Annotated in this window: 19 protein-coding genes; 13 read left to right on the top strand and 6 right to left on the bottom strand. The window is 65.7% G+C overall.

The annotated features are described in order from the left end of the window. The 6 genes from CUR96_RS00255 to CUR96_RS00280 are packed head-to-tail and all read right to left on the bottom strand — an operon-like array spanning nucleotide 1 to nucleotide 6,803. Entirely contained in the window at nucleotides 1-2,100 is a 2,100-nt protein-coding gene (locus CUR96_RS00255; protein WP_102191289.1) for a hypothetical protein, read from the bottom strand. Continuing rightward, a complete protein-coding gene (locus tag CUR96_RS00260; RefSeq protein WP_180968890.1) occupies nucleotides 2,097-4,628 on the bottom strand; it encodes an ATP-binding protein in 2,532 nt (843 codons plus the stop codon). The genes CUR96_RS00255 and CUR96_RS00260 overlap by 4 nt, the downstream gene beginning before the upstream one ends. A 13-nt stretch (nucleotides 4,629-4,641) precedes the next feature. Further along, nucleotides 4,642-5,250, bottom strand: coding sequence for a hypothetical protein (locus tag CUR96_RS00265; RefSeq protein ID WP_102191291.1), 609 nt, complete (start codon nucleotides 5,248-5,250; stop codon nucleotides 4,642-4,644). A gap of 10 nt (nucleotides 5,251-5,260) precedes the next feature. Next, a complete protein-coding gene (locus tag CUR96_RS00270; protein WP_102191292.1) occupies nucleotides 5,261-5,551 on the bottom strand; it encodes a hypothetical protein in 291 nt (96 codons plus the stop codon). Nucleotides 5,552-5,553: 2 nt separating this feature from the next. Further along, entirely contained in the window at nucleotides 5,554-6,576 is a 1,023-nt protein-coding gene (locus CUR96_RS00275; protein ID WP_102191293.1) for a conjugal transfer protein, read from the bottom strand. After that, nucleotides 6,573-6,803 (bottom strand): hypothetical protein, encoded by a 231-nt coding sequence (locus tag CUR96_RS00280; protein WP_102191294.1) that lies wholly within the window; start codon nucleotides 6,801-6,803, stop codon nucleotides 6,573-6,575. The genes CUR96_RS00275 and CUR96_RS00280 overlap by 4 nt, the downstream gene beginning before the upstream one ends. A gap of 267 nt (nucleotides 6,804-7,070) precedes the next feature. Between CUR96_RS00280 and CUR96_RS00285 the strand changes: the two genes are divergently transcribed. From CUR96_RS00285 to CUR96_RS00340, 13 genes are all read left to right on the top strand, one after another. Continuing rightward, nucleotides 7,071-7,895: a hypothetical protein gene (locus CUR96_RS00285; protein WP_219721935.1), complete on the top strand. Its 825-nt coding sequence runs from the start codon at nucleotides 7,071-7,073 to the stop codon at nucleotides 7,893-7,895. A gap of 803 nt (nucleotides 7,896-8,698) precedes the next feature. Then, the gene (locus CUR96_RS00290) at nucleotides 8,699-9,400 is read left to right on the top strand and encodes a ParA family protein (protein ID WP_245861038.1); all 702 of its coding nucleotides are present in this window, start codon (nucleotides 8,699-8,701) and stop codon (nucleotides 9,398-9,400) included. 2 nt (nucleotides 9,401-9,402) lie between these two features. Beyond that, nucleotides 9,403-10,023, top strand: coding sequence for a hypothetical protein (locus CUR96_RS18455; protein WP_146008088.1), 621 nt, complete (start codon nucleotides 9,403-9,405; stop codon nucleotides 10,021-10,023). 4 nt (nucleotides 10,024-10,027) lie between these two features. After that, nucleotides 10,028-10,705 carry an SAF domain-containing protein gene (locus tag CUR96_RS00300; RefSeq protein ID WP_102191297.1) on the top strand — a complete coding sequence of 226 codons (678 nt, stop codon included), beginning with the start codon at nucleotides 10,028-10,030 and terminating at the stop codon, nucleotides 10,703-10,705. A gap of 2 nt (nucleotides 10,706-10,707) precedes the next feature. Next, nucleotides 10,708-11,544 (top strand): hypothetical protein, encoded by an 837-nt coding sequence (locus CUR96_RS00305; protein WP_102191298.1) that lies wholly within the window; start codon nucleotides 10,708-10,710, stop codon nucleotides 11,542-11,544. Next, the gene (locus CUR96_RS00310; protein WP_102191299.1) at nucleotides 11,541-13,130 is read left to right on the top strand and encodes a CpaF family protein; all 1,590 of its coding nucleotides are present in this window, start codon (nucleotides 11,541-11,543) and stop codon (nucleotides 13,128-13,130) included. Before CUR96_RS00305 ends, CUR96_RS00310 begins: the two co-directional genes overlap by 4 nt. Then, complete coding sequence (locus CUR96_RS18460; protein ID WP_146008089.1) at nucleotides 13,130-13,990, top strand: type II secretion system F family protein; 861 nt, start codon at nucleotides 13,130-13,132, stop codon at nucleotides 13,988-13,990. The genes CUR96_RS00310 and CUR96_RS18460 overlap by 1 nt, the downstream gene beginning before the upstream one ends. Continuing rightward, on the top strand, nucleotides 13,987-14,871 hold the full coding sequence (locus CUR96_RS18465; RefSeq protein WP_146008090.1) for a type II secretion system F family protein: 885 nt from the start codon (nucleotides 13,987-13,989) through the stop codon (nucleotides 14,869-14,871). Before CUR96_RS18460 ends, CUR96_RS18465 begins: the two co-directional genes overlap by 4 nt. Nucleotides 14,872-14,943: 72 nt before the next feature. Continuing rightward, complete coding sequence (locus tag CUR96_RS00320) at nucleotides 14,944-15,138, top strand: hypothetical protein (RefSeq protein WP_102191300.1); 195 nt, start codon at nucleotides 14,944-14,946, stop codon at nucleotides 15,136-15,138. A 96-nt stretch (nucleotides 15,139-15,234) separates the two neighbouring features. After that, the gene (locus CUR96_RS00325; protein WP_146008091.1) at nucleotides 15,235-15,564 is read left to right on the top strand and encodes a pilus assembly protein; all 330 of its coding nucleotides are present in this window, start codon (nucleotides 15,235-15,237) and stop codon (nucleotides 15,562-15,564) included. Then, nucleotides 15,564-16,010 carry a hypothetical protein gene (locus tag CUR96_RS00330; protein ID WP_102191302.1) on the top strand — a complete coding sequence of 149 codons (447 nt, stop codon included), beginning with the start codon at nucleotides 15,564-15,566 and terminating at the stop codon, nucleotides 16,008-16,010. Before CUR96_RS00325 ends, CUR96_RS00330 begins: the two co-directional genes overlap by 1 nt. Next, entirely contained in the window at nucleotides 16,007-16,423 is a 417-nt protein-coding gene (locus CUR96_RS00335) for a TadE/TadG family type IV pilus assembly protein (protein ID WP_219721936.1), read from the top strand. The genes CUR96_RS00330 and CUR96_RS00335 overlap by 4 nt, the downstream gene beginning before the upstream one ends. A 23-nt stretch (nucleotides 16,424-16,446) precedes the next feature. After that, nucleotides 16,447-17,055: a hypothetical protein gene (locus CUR96_RS00340; protein ID WP_102191304.1), complete on the top strand. Its 609-nt coding sequence runs from the start codon at nucleotides 16,447-16,449 to the stop codon at nucleotides 17,053-17,055. The last annotated feature ends 263 nt before the right edge of the window (nucleotides 17,056-17,318 follow it).

Raw genomic sequence — 17,318 nt, forward strand, 5'->3', positions numbered from 1 at the left:
TCACCGCCTAGCGGTCACGAGCATCTCGCGCACCGCCTGGCTGCGCGCCGTCGGCGCTGCAGGAGGAAGCGAGGAGATGTCGAACACTGTCGGCCGCGGTGCGGTCGGACGCACGTGTCCGTTGCCGTTGGAGTCGACGACGATGCGGGCTGCGGTCTGAGGCGCCGGCTGCGCGGCGTGCACGGTTTCCCTCGCCACGATCACAGCAGGGTTGCGGCGCTGCTGCTCAGGCTGGGGCGCAGGACCGTTGTTCTCGGCGGCTTTCTTCGCGACGTGGGTTCCTGCCGCGTTGACCGCGCGAGATCCGACCTCGAGTCCGGCTGCGGCGACGAGGCCCGGGACGCCGGCCTTGGCGCCCTTGGCAATGCGGACGGCGGTGAATGCCGCGTCAACGGTCTTCGCCTTCGGCGTCGTGGGTCCGCCAGAGCCTGCAGGAAGCGCGAGTCGGGATCCAGAGCTGCCACCGTTGCTTCCGCCGGTGGGAAGGGCGCCTGCAGTGCCTCCGGGGCCGCCAGGCCCTACCTGAGGGCCGCCGAGTGCTCGCGGGGAGCCTGGGGCCCCTCCAGGGCCGCCCCCGGGCACGTTCCGGAGGGTCCCGATGTCGTCGAGCCCCCGGGAGGGTGTGGAGCCGTAGTTGTTGAAGCTGAGGGACCTGCTGTCGGTCATCTGATCGGGGCGACGCAGCGCTGCCGACGCGATCGTGGTCACGGCGCCCATGGCGGCGACGGCCTTGACCGCGTCCTTCTCCCGGGCACCGTTCTTGCCGATCCCGAAGCGGGAGAGCTGCTCCGCCATCGTCCGTCCGGCCTTCTTCGCGGCCCGCCTGGTCCGCCACATCAGAACCAGGACGACCACGAGGGTAAGGTCGGTGAACAGCGCCTGAGCGATGAGCGGGATGCCGAGGTCGGCGATGCCGCTGATCGCCGAGACGGCGATCTTGAGGACAGCGGCCATGACGACGGCCATCATCGCGATCGCGACCAGACCCATGAAGGTGTCAGCGAGCGAGCGCCACAGGGGGTAGCGGTTGATGGGCAGGATGCCGAGGTAGACGTGCCACATCGTTTTCATGGCGCTGATGAGGAACCCGAGGACTGTGACAAGGAATAGGATCCCGGCGATGAGGGGGAAGCCCAGCATGGTGAACGGGCTCGTGCTGAGGGTCGCGGCGGTGACGACCTGGCCGAAGTTCGGGTTCTCGTTGGCTTTCTTCGCCGCCGGGTCGCAGCCGTTGACTGAGTCGCGCACCTCGTTGCCGCCGGTGTTGATCGGCGCGGCGGCGATCATGGTGTCGTTGAAGCCGGCGGCGCACTGCCCGTCCAGCGTCTTGCCGAATGCGATGGTCTGGGCGGGCACGCGGACGAAGAGGTCGATCAGCTGCGAGCTCACTGCGGCGGTGAGGAGGTGCTCGGTGTCGAGTTCGTGGTTGTTGAAGTCTTCCGCCACGACGGCGGCCGCGATCTCTCCTCCGTACTGCTGCGCGGTGTCGAGGGCGCCGTTGGTGGCGGTCAGGGTGGCGATCGGGTTGGCGAGCATGCCCGTGGCCAGGACGGCGCAGGTGGCGGAGATGAAGACCTCGGACCAACCGCTGGCGTGCTTGCCGACGAGGATGGCGATGCCGGCGACACCGCCGGAGATGACCAGCGCGAAGGGGATCCAGGCGATCTCGCCGAGGAAGTCCTTGAGCAGCTCGGCGATGACACCGAAGGGGAAGGCGATGACGTCGACCCAGGCGAAGCTGAGGAGCCAGTTGCAGAACCAGATCATCCACGACAGAACGGCGACGTGGCCAGTCCAGATCGGGTCGAGCCAGGCGGCGACCAGTGCCTTCTCCCAGTTGAACAGGTCGCCTCGATCGAGCGGCAGCTTGGCGTAGTTCGCCAGGGGTACGCCGGAGCTGTCGGTGATCTCGCCGCCGAGCATGAACGGCACGGAGGCGGTGTCGGCGTGCGCGATGGTGTTGCCGAAGAGGACGATCATCACGTCGATGAATACGACGGTGAGGATGCGAGCCCACCAGGGGTGCACGTGGATCCAGAACCGGAAGCGCCAGAACCCGTTGCTCAGGGCCTGGAAGGTGCGGAGGTAGAAACCGATCATGCGGGCACCGCCGAGGGTGTCGACATCACGGCAAGGCGCCGGTCTTCCCGCTCGGGCAGGGTCTTGGTGAACCGGCCCGGGGTGCCGGACTGGTCCCGCATGATCCCCTCACCGCGGCGTTCCGGTGCGACCTTGCCGTCCGCGCCGAGCGGGGAGAGGTCCTCGGTGACGACGCGAACGAGATCCGGGTCGGCTTCCTCGCCGGTCAGCCAGGTGACGGCGCGACGAGCGAGGGCGACGTCGGTCTGTCGCATGACGTAGCGGGTACGGAGCAGTCCGCGGGTCTGCTCGTCTCCGAAGTCCTCCGGGTCGTGGCTGCCGAGGGCGAAGAACGCGTTGTGCTTGCGGCCGTCGCGGATGCCGATCTTGAGGTCGCGCAGCCCTTCCGGGGACTGAGTGATGTGGTGGCACTCGTCGAGGTAGGCGCCGGCGAGCTCGCCAGGGTTCATGAAGCAGACCTGGCGGGTGATGCCCATGAGCATCGCGTACATGGAACGGCCGAAGATCTTCTCGAGCGGCATCTCCTCGAACAGGTGCGCGAGCTCGAGCTCGGAGCGGTCAGGAAGCGCCAGCCCACGGGTGGAGAAGATGATCGCTCGGGAGTCGAGATCCAGCGGCGGCAGGCCGTCGTTGAAGAGCACCTCGCCGATGTCCTTCGAGGAGATCATGGTCAGCAGGTCCAGCAGCTCGGTGGTCTCCGGGCTGCTCATTCCCTGGAGCTCCTGCATGAGGCGGGCGAGGCTGGTGATGTTGTGGGAGGCGGCGAAGTCGGGCTCCATCAGCTTCGACAGCGCCACACCCTTGGTGTCGCGGGGGCGGATGCCGAGCATCGTTGCGAACAGGCTCTGCACCATGCGGGCGCCGACGCGGGGTCCGAATACGCGCAGCGGGTCCAGAGTCATGGTCGGTTCCATGAGGTCGACCACGGCGGTTCCCTTGCCGAAGCTCGAGGCGAACTGCGCGTACTCGCGAGCCTCTGTACGGTCGATCGCGACGATGCGGCCCAACCGGTCGAGCACGGCGCCGAGGTCGCACTTGAGGAGCACGCTCTTTCCGGCTCCGAGCTCCGCGACGACGCCGAAGGAGGCGTTGGTGTCGGCCTGGATGTTGCCGGCCGGGTCGCGGAGGATCGGCGTGTGCCGGGCGGTGGACGTGTTCGTGCCGAAGCGGAAGCCCTTCGAGTCCCCGAGTTCGTTGCTGACCATCGGGACCCCAGAGGCGAAGTCGCGGCCGGTGGTGATCTGCGCGAGCTCACGGGTGGCCTTGTTGGTGGTCACTCCGGGGAGCATCTGCCACCAGAGGGCCTCCTGGTAGCCGAGCGGGGCCTCGAGGATGAAGTCGGCTCGCTTGTACTCGTCCGCGATGAACTTCGCCTTCGCCTTCGCCAGTTCCGGGGTGGGCGCTCCGACGGCGAACAGGATGGTGCCTTGGACCTCGACCTCTTTGTCGCTGCGGTTGAGTGCGGCGTGGTAGGCCGCGAGCGTCTCTGCCACCTCGGCCAGGTCACTCCCTCCGCCGGTGATGGTGGCTGATCCCTCCTGCTGCAGGTACTGCTCATCCAGGGCGTTCTCTGCGCGCTTGTTGCGGACCTTGACCTCCTCCGCGGGGGTGATTTCCATGCGTACCGCCCAGTCGATGTCGACGTTCGGGAGCTGGTCGACGTGGGAGAGCCACTCCACACCGGGTGACATCCATCCGCCCTTCGGGCCGGACACGAGCGCCTGGATGACCTGGTAGCTCGGCTCTTCGACAGCGGAGGATCCCTGCACCTTGAGGTAGCGGCGCTTGAAGGGGAGGAACTGCTGTCCGCTCTTCGGGTCGATGTCGCTCTGCCCACCCTCATCGATCCACGGGTTGGGCATGCTCGAGGGCATCTGGAAAGGCGTGTAGTCCGCCTCCGCGAACCGGTCCTCGTTGATCGGCGCCGGCGCGGGGACCGGGGCAACGGTGTCTGATGCGAGGCCCCTCTGCTGGGAGTGCAGGGCGATCCACACCTGCTCGGCCGCGGTGGAGCGGGTCGGCTTGAACGCGGCGGGGATCCGGTCCTCGATGTCGTTCGCCATCCGCATGGCCAGGTCGATCTCCTTCTGGCCGGGAAGCTGTACGGGCAGCGACAGGGCATCGCGCATGGCCATGTCGGCGGTGCGGAATGCGCTCATCGCGCGTCCTTGGAGGGAGCCAGCGGTGAGCGGTACGGACAGCCAGAACTCTCGGGTGCCGAGGCGTACGCGCTCCAGCGAGTCCAAGGTCAGGAGGACCTCGTCTCGCCAGTCGGGGGCGTCGTCGATCGGGATCCCCTCGAGCATGCGGTTGACGATCTCTCCCGGATCGAGGTCTGCGCACAGGCCCATCAGCAGCGCCTCACCCCGCAGGCTCTGGAACAGCGCCTGGTGGTGTGCCTTGACGAGTTCCTTCTTCTGCTTGCTCGCGTAGGCGTACGTGAGCGGGCTGAGTCGCCAGGTCGCCCAAACGATGCCAGAGCGTGTCCACATCAGGTGGTTCGTCATCGCGGTTGCGGGGATACGCATCATCGGCCTCGTTTCAGTCGTCAATCGTCGTCGTGTTGGTGGAGGGTGCGGAGGTCTCGGTGCGGGCCTGGAGGAGCATCGCGGTGACTCCGCTGAGGGCGGGCCGAGCTGAAACTGCTGCAGGCAGCGCCTTCGCAGGCTGCGGTGCAACAGGGGCAGGAGTCGGTGCCGTCTCGACGACGACCGGCTCGGTGGGTGCCGGCGCTACGGGGCGGTTCGTCCCGGTAGCGATGAAGCTCTTGCCGGAGGCGCGGTGTGGGGGCCGGATCCTGAGCGCTGATCCGCGGTACCTGCCGGCGCTGCTGCGGGTCATGGCCGTCAGGCCGCCCGTCAGCACGCTGAACAGATTCCGTCGGGTCATCGGCAGGCGTCCAGCCCCCCACGCGGCCACCCAAGCGATTGCGCCGGCGAGAGGGAAGTCGATGAGCGGAGTGCCAGTCCCCCACGCGCTCTGCGTGACGCACGCGACGATCAGCACCACTGCGAGCACAAGGCCCTGGGTGATCGTGTAGGGACCTCCGATGAGCTTCGTGCCGTCGGGGAGACGACCGAGAAGCTTCCGGAAACGGCGGCTGCGCGTGTAGAACCGCGCAACCTCCTTCTCTTCGACTTCGTATGCCATGGCGGAGTCCTTAGGCCGCCAGGGCGAGAGCTGCGGTCGGGGCCGACTCGTACACGACGATCACGGATGCGGTCGCGTTCACGGTCTCTTCCCGGATCAGCCCGCTGACCCAGTTGCCGCCGACGACGGCGAGGAAGATCGCGAGGCCGACTGCGATACCAGCGATGATGACCGTGGTGAAGGCGAACTTCGCCTTGGCCATGACGATGAATCCGACCACGCTGGCGATCAGGATGACGGCTCCCTGGAACGCCGTGGTGGCGTTGGCCATGAGCCCGTTGAACCAATCAAAAAATCCCATTGTCAGTTTCCTTTCGAGTCACCGGTGCCTGTTGGCGTCGGCTTGGGTGTGGGGTTTCCCTTCCCCTGGGTGGGGTTGGCCTGTGGGGCGAGGTCGATGTCCGTGACCTCCCACCGCTGACCGCGACCGGTCAGGGTGAGTGCGTATGTCGCCGTTGTGAGCTGCTCGAGCGGCGTCGTGAGGGTGACGGTCGCCAACGCTCGGGCCGTCTCACCGTCTGCGGGAGCCTCGACGGGGTCTGCTTCGGTACGCAGATCCACGACCTCCAGCTGCGCGAACGGTGCCGGCAGGATCGCGGTGAGGTCCGAGCCCGGTGTGATGAACCTGTCCAGCTCGCCGGATCCGGCCAGATATGCGCCGAGGAACGAGGTGACTGTCTGAGCGAAAGGTTCACCGGCGGCGACGCTGGTGCCGTAGACGAGCGCGGTCGTGTCACCGGATGCCGGAGGGGCGATCGGTGAGGGCAGCCCCACCACCCGGAGTGCGTCTCCGTCGACGGCGACGGCAACCTGGTAGTACCTGCGGGGCGACGTCTCGACGTTGCCTTCCTCTTCCAGGCTGATCTCGCTCACGTTGGCTGCCACGACGACACTGACGAAGGGGCCGCCTTCAACAGGGGTGACGGAGACCAGAGTCAGATCGCGGTAGATGAAGGGCACCTGCGAGAGCTGCCTGATCGCGGTCAGGTCGACGTACTCCCCCAGATCTCCGGGCTGGTCCTTCGTCGCCTTGAGCCACGACCCCACGAACCCGACCGCGTAGGCACCCGCTGACTGCTGCGCGACGGACAGTCCTCCGGGCCCCTGCTCGGTCGGCGCCGCCAGTACCTGCTCCGGCTTCACGAAGTGCATTCCGAGACTCACGACGCCGGCGCCGATCGCGACGTACAGAAGACCGCTGAGGACCTTGCCACTCAGCTCGCGTCCGCGAGTCCAGTTGCTGCCCCGGCCTTCGACGACCTTCGCCTTCTTGGCCTTCGGCTCCTTCACCTCGACCTCGGCCTGATCCTTCTTGCGCCGCATCATGCACCCCCCTGCAGCTCGAGCTCCGTCACCCGTCGCGCGGCCGGCGCAGCATCTCCGAGCTCCGCCACAGCCGTGAGCACATCGCCGTGCCTAGCTGTGTCGAACGGACGATCCAGCACCTTCGCGACGGCGTCCTGAAACTGCTCCTCCGCGCGGATAACGCGGGCCGCATCCGGAACGAATGCGGTCCACCTGCTGTCCTCGTCACCGCTCATCTGGTCGATCACGGTTGGTCCCTTCGGTCGCCTGGTCGGTACCCCGTCATGGGGCTTCACGTCATATAGGCGGCGATCCGAGTCCTTCGCGGACACAAGAACTTCGAGAACTTTGCCCCTCACTCCCCCACGGCAGTCCAAGGACAGTTGAAACCCACGATGATCTGGGGTTTCTAGTACGCCCGCGCAGCCACTTAGTGGACGTGCATCGAGGTGGATCGAACGAGTTCTGAGCGGCCAGTTCTGTTTCCAGGATTCGAACTACAGGCGCTGAGGAACGTGGCCTTCGTCAACCGACGACGTATCCACGAAGGGCCATTTCTTATGTACGTCTCCAGCTCTGCACGCACTCTCGAGCGCGATCTCATTGCCGATTGGAACCGCAACATCGCGGACATCCCCCACACCTACGAGGGGCTCGGCACCTACACCGGCGAAGAGGTTCTCCACCTCATCCGCATGAAGCAGGATCAGGGCGCCCAAGACGGGCTACTGCTTGCTCTGCTCTCCCTCGAGCACGGCGGAGACCGCGTCGCTGGGCAGGTGATCGTGAAGTCGTTCCTGCCGCTGGCATTCCGTCTCGCACGCACCTCGGCAGCAACCCGGGACATCTTCCGCGTCTCCACCACGGATGCCACCGCGACGACGATCAGCGTGCTGTGGGAAGTCATCCACACGTACAAGGTCGACGAGTGGACACACTCGGTCGCCGGCTACATCCGGGGTCAGATGCTGCACGTCTTGGAGACCAGCTTCATCACTCCGAAGGACGTCGAGAAGATCTCCGTCGACGAGCAGACCTTCAACGAGATCGTGGATGTCCCCTCCCTCGAGGATGAGCCCATGGCGGTCTTCCAGGACCTCATCACCGTTCTCACCTGGGCCGTCGACTCCGGCACGCTCCGCCGCGACGAGATCGAGATCCTCGTCCGCATTGAGCTGGCCGTTGGCGACCCCGGCAGCGCACGCGACGAGCTGGCTGAGGAACTCGCTGTCAGCCGCGAGACGCTCAACCGCCGGCTGCACCGCATCCGCACCAAGCTCATGACCGCTGTCAGCGGTGACCTGAGCGCGAAGCTTCCCTACGCATCCCGCCGCAGCTGATCAGCTCGCGGGACCCACGAACGGACAGGGCCTCTGGATGGCCCCTGGAGGCCCTGTCATCTCTTTCACCGCTCCGCTGCACCTAGAACGCCCCGTTAGGCGCTCAGATCGCAGCACAGGACCTCTGAGGCCGAAATGCACACCCACCACTCCCCCTCCCAACGCCCATCCGGCACCTGGCGTCGCACTACCGCTGTAACGTCGGTAGTGCTCCCGGCACGCATGCCAGCAGGCTCAGCGACATCCCTGGCGCAGACCTTGCGCGTCGCACACCGGACACGTTGCACACGCCCCCCGCTGGACTTACGCCTGATCTACCGGGAACAGAGCGGAAACCTCCCGGGCGGTGTAGCGCTACAACTGGCGGCATGTGTAGCGGACGATGTAGCAAGTGATGTAGCGGATGATGTAGCGCTCTGCTTGTGCAGTGCTTACGCAGGGTTGCCGGGTTACATGCCGCTGAGTATCCGACACATATGCGCAAGCACAGCACATCCGTTGCGTAACCCTGGTGCATCTCTTGCGGTCGAATATCTAACACGCTTGCGGACACCAACCGCCATGCTCCCAGCGTCCTTGCGCAGTGCTAACAACAGTTCTGGCGCATCGAATGCACACAGATTGCGGTTACGCTCCGGTAACACTCCCGGAGTGTCATCTATACAACTCCGCTTGCTTAGCGGTAGACTCCCGCACATGATGCGAAAAGTTGCTGGCATATCTGCCACTGAGTCAGCGGTGTCACACCGCATGACTGTTGCCCTATCCACCGCTAGGACCACCGCAGTACAGGCGGTGATCTTGTGAGCATCGCTCAGGCCACGATCCACTTCACCCGTGTGGTGGCGGTTGCCGCGCAGAAGGGCGGAGTCGGGAAGACGACGATCGTCATGATGCTCGCCGCCATCCTGTCTCGCTGGTTCAAGGTGCTCGTCGTCGACGTCGACCCGCAGAAGTCGACAACGAAGTGGGCCAACAGGGGAGAGGAAGATCTTCCCTTCGACTTCGCAGACAGCCTGGACCCTGAGGCTCTCGGAAAGCTCAAGGATCTGCATGAGTACGACGTCATCCTCGTGGACACACCGGGCCACCACAGCGACCGCGACATCCTCGACGCCGTCCTGGACATCTCCGACTTCGTTATCGTCCCCACCGAGCCGACGGCCCTGTCGCTCGACTCGATCCTCGACACCCTCCGCGACCACATCATTCCGAAGGGCTTGCAGTACCGCCTCCTGGTGAACAAGGTGCGCCCGCAGCGTGGCACCGACCACACCGAGTCCTGGCTCGACCTGTTCGACAAGAACGAGTGGATCCCGGGAGAAGTCGGCTTGCCGCGCTTCCGCCAGTTCATCCGCCTGTCTTCACCGGTCGAGGACGCACCGGGCGAGGGCACGGTGGTCACCCAGTTCTACGACAACCGCAAGAACCACAACGCAATCTCCGATTTCGCAGCGCTTGGCACTGAGCTGGCCGCTGCGTGGGCCACTGAGAAGAGGAGCTGACCATGGCAAGGAAGAACCTGGGAGCACTCGTGCAGAGCATTGGCGCTCCGGCCGAGTCACCCACAGCTGAGAAGGCAGAAACCCCGCAACCGGAGGCGCCGGAGACGACGCCCGTAGCGCAGACGCAGGTCGTCGAGGAGACGCCGGCACCCGTGGCGAAGAAACCTGCGCGCCCCACCGCTAAGGCGGCCGCTGAACCGGTAGGGGAGGAGGCTCCAGGAACCAGCGACGCCGCTGCCACTGCCGGCATCCAGGTGATGATCCCCCAGGACCTCAACGACCGCCTGCAGGACTACCTCAAGAAGCGCAAGATCTCCCACGCAAAGCTGCTGATCGAAGCGATCGAGAAGACCTACAAGCGGCTTCCCCAGCTGGTCAACGAGGCGCAAGGGCTCGAGGACGACGACGAGGACGACGACGATCGGGTCTTCCTCTTCGAGCGTCCCGCCCGTGAGCGTCAGCAGACCGCCGGCGCCCCGCGCGCAAAGCACCATGTCCGTCTCACTCCCAAGAACCGGAAGCTGCTGGACGTCGTCACCGAGTACGCCGGCGCCCCGTCCAGGAACTTCATGATCACCGTCGCCTACGACGCATACCTCCCGCCCATCAAGACAGAAAGCTGAGCCCATGAGTACGCCAGACACTGACCGCAAGACCCTCGAGGACGCCGAACAGGCGGTGGAACGCAAAGCCGCCGTGCAGCGGCCGACAAGATCCCGCCGGCGGCCGATGCTCTACGCCATCGGCACAGCATTGATCGTCCTCGCAGGCATCGGCATCTACTTCGGAGTCACCAACACGACCCGGACTGTCAGCGTCATGGCCACGAACACCGACATCGCGCGCGGTGACACCATCACGGTCGAGGACCTCAAGCCGATCGAACTCGCAGGTGGCCAGAACCTCGACGCTATCAAGGCCGCGGACGCACAGGACCTCGTCGGGACCACGGCGCTCGTCGACCTGCCAGAAGGAACGCTGCTGACGACGAAGAACGCGGGGGAGGGGCTTGAAGTCCCCTCATCCTCTTCGATCGTTGGCGTCACGGTCACCAGCGCACAGATGCCCGCCTACCCGCTCGCCGCCGGCGACAAGGTCCGCATCGTCGAAACCCCCGTCAACCAGGGCGACCCGCCCATCGACACCCCGAAGAGCTTCGACGCGGTCGTCTTCACCACGACCTACAACAGCGAAGCCAAGGTGTGGACTGTCGACCTGATCGTCCCGAAGACCCTCGCACCAGACATCGCAGCACGCTCGGCCACCGGCCGCGTGGCCCTGATCCTGGACTCGGCGGGGCAGTAACCATGGCCATCATCACCCTCGCCTCCGTCACGGGCGCACCAGGTGTGAGTACGACCGCGGTTGCCCTCGCCCTGCAGAACCCCAAGCCCACGATGCTCATCGAAGCCGACATCTCCAGGACCAGCAGCATCCTGCCCGGCACACTGCAGGGCCAGGTGCAGCACACCACCGGCCTCACCGAAGCTGCCGTCGCCGACCAGCGCAACGACCTCACCGCGCAGGTCCTGTGGGACCAGACCGTCGAGCTCGCCCCGGACACGGTCCTCGTACCCGGCTTCCGAACCCTCAGCGGCGCCGCCGGAACCACGCCCGGATTCTGGCGTGAGCTCATCCACGCGGCAACACCGCTGGAGACCTCCGGCTGGGACGTGATCATCGACCTGGGCCGCCTGCGCTTCAACGACATCCGGATCCCTCTCATGCGCGAGTCCGACAGCGTCACCCTGCTCGTCGACGGCACGCTGCCCACCACGGCAGCCGTGTTCAGCCACACCCACGAGCTCGACGAGTACGGCCGCTCCGTGCCCCGCGGATGGCTGCTCACCGCACTCGGAGAAGTCGGTCACGACTCCTACGTCGACCTGATCTACACCGAGCGTCCTGAGGGCCAGTGGACCTACCCCAGCCAAGACGCACCCAAAGCCCTCGGCCTCAAACTGCTCGGCAAGCTCCCCTGGGACCCGAAGAACGCCTCCCCGTACCTGTGGGGAGCCAACGGCCCCCGCAACCCCAAGAAGGCACCGTATGTGCGCTCCATCGACGCGCTGCTTACCGCCTACACCGACACCATCGGCGAGCGAAAGCTCAGCCTCGAGATCGAACAGGAGGCCGCCCAGTGAGCACCTTCGACGAGAACGCCCAGCCCGCCGGCGTAGACCCGGCCAGCCTGGATTCGCTTCCGTTCTTCGCGCAGCCGAAGACCCCGCAGCCCACCACGCGAGAAGAGCAGCTCGCCGCGAACCTGACCAGGTCGGCAATGCGACGCGGATCCGTCCCTGCCGGCACGCACCCGACCGAACCCCAGCAGGCCGCCGACACGATACCAACCAGCGCGTTCGGCGCCGCTGCCGACGAGCCGCAGACGCTCGAGGAGCGCAGCGCTCTTCCGTGGGACGACGTCAACAAGATCCGAGACAAGGTCGCACGGGTCCTGTCCGAGACTCTCGCCGAACAGATGAACATGCCCCTCGAGATGCAGAAGCAGCTCGCCCAGGGTCACATCAAGGACAACATCGCCGCCGAAGTCGCCAAGCAGGCCCGGGACAACGTCAGCACCGCGTGGACCACCCGCCTGCAGAACCGCATTCAGCGCGCCGTGTTCGACGCGCTGTTCAACCTCGGACGCCTGCAGCCCCTCGTCGACGAGCCCGGCGTGGAGAACATCCACATCGGTGGATTCGATAACGTCTGGCTCTCCTACGACGACGGCCGCGTCGTCCGTTACGAGCACGCCATCGCCGTCAGCGATGCGGACCTCGTCCAGTCCATCAACCTGCTCGCTTCCCGTGAAGGCAACCGATCCTTCACGACCGCGCGACCCCGCCTGCACCTGGACCTCCCCGGAGGCGCACGACTCGCGGCGATCGCGCACCCCACCGCCGACCGACCCACGATCGTCATCCGAATCCACCGGCTCGTCGACGTCACCCTCGACGACCTGGTCAGGCGCGGCACCCTCACACCACTGGCCGCGAAGTTCCTCCGCGCCGCGGTGCGCGCCGGCGTCTCGATCGTCACCTCCGGATTCCCCGGTGCTGGCAAGACCACGCTGCTGCGTGCGCTCGCCGACGTGATCCCTGCGAGCGAGAAACTCGTCACGATTGAGATGGAGCGCGAGCTGTACCTGCACAAGCTCCCCGATCGGCATCCGCGCGTCGTCTCGCTCGAGTACCGGCCGGGGGAGGGCGAGCCTGGACCTGACGGCAAGCTGCCCGGTGAGATCACGCTCGAGGATCTCGTCGCGGACACTCTCCGCCTCGACACGCAGCGCTTCATCATCGGTGAGGTTCGCGGCCCCGAGATCTACGCGATGATGCAGGCCATGCAGTCCGGCGTCGGCTCCCTGTCGACCCTGCACGCGGCCAGCGGCCACGAGGCCATCGACCGCATGGCCTCGCTCATGCTGTCCAAGGGGCAGAACGTCACCCCGGTGTACGCCTACCGGATGATCGAGCAGAACATCAGTCTCGTCGTCCAGATCGCGAAGATCGTCGACGCTGAGGGGAAGCCGAAGCGCGTGATCACCGAGATCAGCGAGATCCAGCCGGGCGAGGAATCCAACGGGTTCCGCCCGGTGGCTCACCAGCTGTTCCGTTGGGACCGTGCCACGCAGATGCTCCTCCCGAACTCCCAGCCATCGCCCAAGCTGGCCGAGATCCTGCATCACGCAGGCTTCACCGAGACCGATATGAGGGGGGCAGCCTGATGGGTCAGCCACTACTCGCTCTCGCCGTCGTCGTCTTCGTGATCGGCGGCATGGTCCTCCTGTACGCGACCCTCGGGAGGGAACGCGCTGCAGGGACGCCGACGCGGCGGAGGTCCCGCCGCAAGATCCAGGTGACGACGTCGCAGCGGAACACGATCATCGTCGGTGCGGTGATCGGCCTGATCGCTGCGGTCCTCACCGGATGGTGGCTCCTGGTCATCGCCGTACCGACCGCACTGATCGGGATCCCGTGGCTGCTGCGCGCCGGCCCCGAGGATGCAGCGATCGAGCGACTCGACGCCCTCGAGTCCTGGACCCGCAGCCTCAGCGGCCTCACCGTGTCCGGCCAAGGCCTCGAGCACACCATCGAGGCGTCACTGCCCAGCTGCCCAGAACCGATCCGCCCGCAGGTCACTCAGCTTGTCGCCCGGATCAACTCCCGGATCCCGACCGATGTCGCCCTCCAGGCCTTCGCCGACGACCTGAACGACGCCACCGCCGACACTGTCGTGATGCATCTCAAGCTCAAGGCAGATCTGCGAGGCAACGGACTGGCCGCGTCCCTCAAGGACCTCGCTGCAGCGATGTTCGAGCGCATCAAGGCTCGTCGCGATATCGAGGCGGAGCGCTCCGGCCACCGCAACGAGGCGCGCATCGTGACCTACCTCGTGATCGGTCTGCTCGTGGTCCTGGTGCTGTTCCAGCAGTACTCCGCCCCGTACGGGACGCCCATCGGGCAGATGCTGCTCGCCGGCTACCTCATCGCGTACGGCTTCGTGCTGTTCATGATGCGCAAGGTCAGCCGGGGCAAGCCCGAAGCACGACCCCTCGTCTCATCCAAGTCCGGAGGCGCCAAATGAACATGATCATCACGCTCGTCATCCCGGCGATGCTCGGAGGCCTCGGCCTCACGCTCATCGTCGCGGCGCTGTTGCCTACGCAGCCCAGCCTCGCCGGCGCGATCGAACGGATGGGGTCGACCAGCGTCGCCACCACGGACGGTGTCCAGTCCACGATGCAGGAGCGCTTCACCGGCGCGACCATCCGCCGGCTGCATGGCACCTCGCTGTTGAAGACGCCCACGGCCGACCTGAACCTCATCGGGATGTCCGTGAACAGGTGGGTGTGGCAGAAGATCCTCCTGGCAGCCCTCGGCCTGATCCTGCCCCTCGCCATCGGCGTTGTCGCCTCTGTACTGGGCCTGGTGCCGATCTACATCCCCGCACTCCTCGGCCTGCCGCTCGCGTTCGGTGCCTGGTTCCTGCCGGACATCATCATCCGCGACCAGGCGACGGAAGCCCGGCTCGAGTTCACCCGCGCCGTTGCCGTCTACTACGAGCTCATCGGCTCCGAGCGCGCCCGCGGCGCCTCGCCCTCCGAAGCCCTCGAGTCCGCAGCCAGTGTGGGCAAGGCGTGGCCGTTCGTCCGCATCCGCACGGCGCTCACCGAGGCCCGGTACTCGCTCATGGCATCGTGGGACGCTCTCGAGCGCCTCTCCAACGAAATCAAGGTGCCTGAGCTTGGCGATATCGCCCGAGTAATTAGGCTCTCAGGGGAGGAGGGAGCGTCCATATATGAGACACTCAGAGCACGCGGTCAGAGCTTGCGGGACCGCCTCCTCAACGAAGAGAAGAGGGGATCGAAGTCAACAACGAACGGGATGATCGTGCTGATGGCACTCACGGGAGTGCTCTTCCTCGCGATCCTGGGGACTCCCGCTCTTCTCGACGCTTTGCTCTAACAATCAAAGATCGAATGTCCGCGAAGGTCTGATCCAGACCCTTATATGAAGTAACGACCGGAAGGAAGCACCATGAGCACAATGAGTCGGGAGTTCCGCTCCCGCATGAAGGGACGCGTATCGCGCGTCTTCGAGACCCCGGAGCGTGGATCCGTCACGCTCGAGCAGGTCATCTGGTACGCCGTCATCGGCGCCGCCGCTGTCGTCGTTGTCGGCCTCCTCGTCGCGGCCATCATGTCGTACGCGGGCCAGGTCCCCACGGGCTGACCGGGATCTCCACCAATGCAGTTCAAGCACCTCTTTTCACCGGTCAGGGCACGAGACGCCCTGACCGGTGAAAAGGGTGCCGTCACGCTGGAGAACGTGATCACCTTCTCCGTGATCATCCTCGTCTTCGGACTGGGCCTCCACTTCGGGATCCAGCTGCACGCCAACAACATCGCCCACCAGGCGGCGCAGCTCGCCTGCAACAACGCCCGCGCCTTCAACAGCACCGCGGCCGCCGGCACCACCATCGGGGAGGCGATCATCAACGGCTCGAACTCTCCCATCGAGGGCGGCAACGTCGCAGTCAGCCGCTCTGCGACCATCGTCACCGCCAGCGTCACCGGCCAGACCAACAGCTTCGTCCCCGGACTCGTCACCAGCGTCGAGCAGGTCGTCACCTGCCCGACCGAGAGGTGGGTGAACTGATGCGCAGCATCCGCAACGCGATCGCACGCCTCAAGGGGGAGCGCGGCACCGGCACACTCGAGATGGCCATCATCGGCGGCGCCTTCATCCTCGTCCTCGTCCTCGCTGGTCTGCTCGTGCGCGTCACCCAGACCGGCAACGCCGTCGAGTCCGCTGCCGATGCTGCAGCCCGTGAAGCTTCCCTTGCCCGCGACACCGGGCAGGCTCAGAACGCCGCAGCGACCATGGCGAACATGTCACTCGCTCAGGCCGGCGTCGACTGCGTCAACCTCGTCGTCTCGATCGACTCCGCAGGCATCAACGCACCGCTCGGAACCACCGGGACCGTGTCCGCCACCATCACCTGCACCATCACCGTCAGCAACAGCGTCCTCATCGGACTTCCCGGCACCCGCGAAGTCACCGCGACGGCGATCTCACCCGTCGACGCTTACAGGGAGCGATGACCATGATCCGCATCGTCCGCAAGCTGCGCGCCGCCATCTCCGACGAGAAGGGCGGTGCCACCCTCTGGTTCGTGATCACGACCCCGGTGATGCTGATCTTCCTTCTGATGAGCAGCGACGTCGCTGAGAAGATCCAGACCGAGACGAACGCCTACAACGTGGCCACCGCCGCAGCCCGCGCCGGCACCAACGCCATCTCCGGCCAAGTCGTCGCCAACGGCACCACCGCCGTCGACTCGATCAAGGCCGCCAACGCCGCCAACGGATACCTCAATGCAGCCGGCTTGCCCGGCAGCGTCTCCGTCAACGGCGACCGCGTCACCGTCACGATCGACACCACCTACGACACCCGGTTCCTCCCCATGGACCTTCCCGTCCGTGCCGAAGCCACCTCACAATTGCTCACCCAATAACCCCAGCGAATTGGAGCCCAGCCATGATCCTCAAGCGCACAATCGCAGCAGCCGCCACCTTCACAGTGGCAGCCCTCTTGATGACCGCCTGCGCTCCCGCAGCCGTCGAGACTCCGAAGCCCACACAGACCACCGCAGCTCCAGAGACGATGGCACCTGTTGCACCTCCGGAGTCCGAGGAAGAAGCCGTCGCCGCGGCCGAGGAAGTCCTCACCAAGTGGTTCGAAGTACGTGGCGAAGTGAACGCCGCCGGCGGGACCGACACCGAACAGCTTGAAGCCCTCTCAACAGGAACTGCACTTGAGCGTGTCCTCGCTGATGCGGAGCAGATCGCGAACGGCCCACTCCTGAATGTTGACGAAGTGAACATCGATGGACCCATCAAGACGGAAGGCGCGATCACATACGAGTCGAAGTCTGCGTATGGGCAGGAGTGGGAAGGCGTCGAGAACGGCCTGGTCACCATCAATGCGTGCCAGGACGGCACGGATTACAAGCTCTTTGCAAGTGATGGATCGGAAGGGATGCGTCCCGCCGAGCTTCGCACCACGTTCGACTACCAGGTTATTTACGACGCTAGCCGTGAGGCCTGGCTTGTCTACGACCTGATCAGTCTGGGCGAGACCTGCTAACGAACGTTCCGGGGGGAACATCATGCTGAGACGACGACTAACCGGCCTAGTGGCTGCCGCGGCCCTTCTCTTGGGGACGTTGCTCGCGTCGGCAACCCCCGCAGCTGCTGCGGGTGGCACGTGGTGCGACCCTGTCTCTCTCCAGTGCTACCTGATGTTGGATTCGCCCCCGAGCGATCCCTCACCGAATCCTGACTCCAGCGGATGGACCGCAGGCGCGGCGGAGTGCTGGGCTCGCACGACAGCCGAGAACGCGAAGAGTT

This window comes from Microbacterium aurantiacum (assembly GCF_002872075.1).
GTDB lineage: Bacteria > Actinomycetota > Actinomycetes > Actinomycetales > Microbacteriaceae > Microbacterium > Microbacterium aurantiacum_A.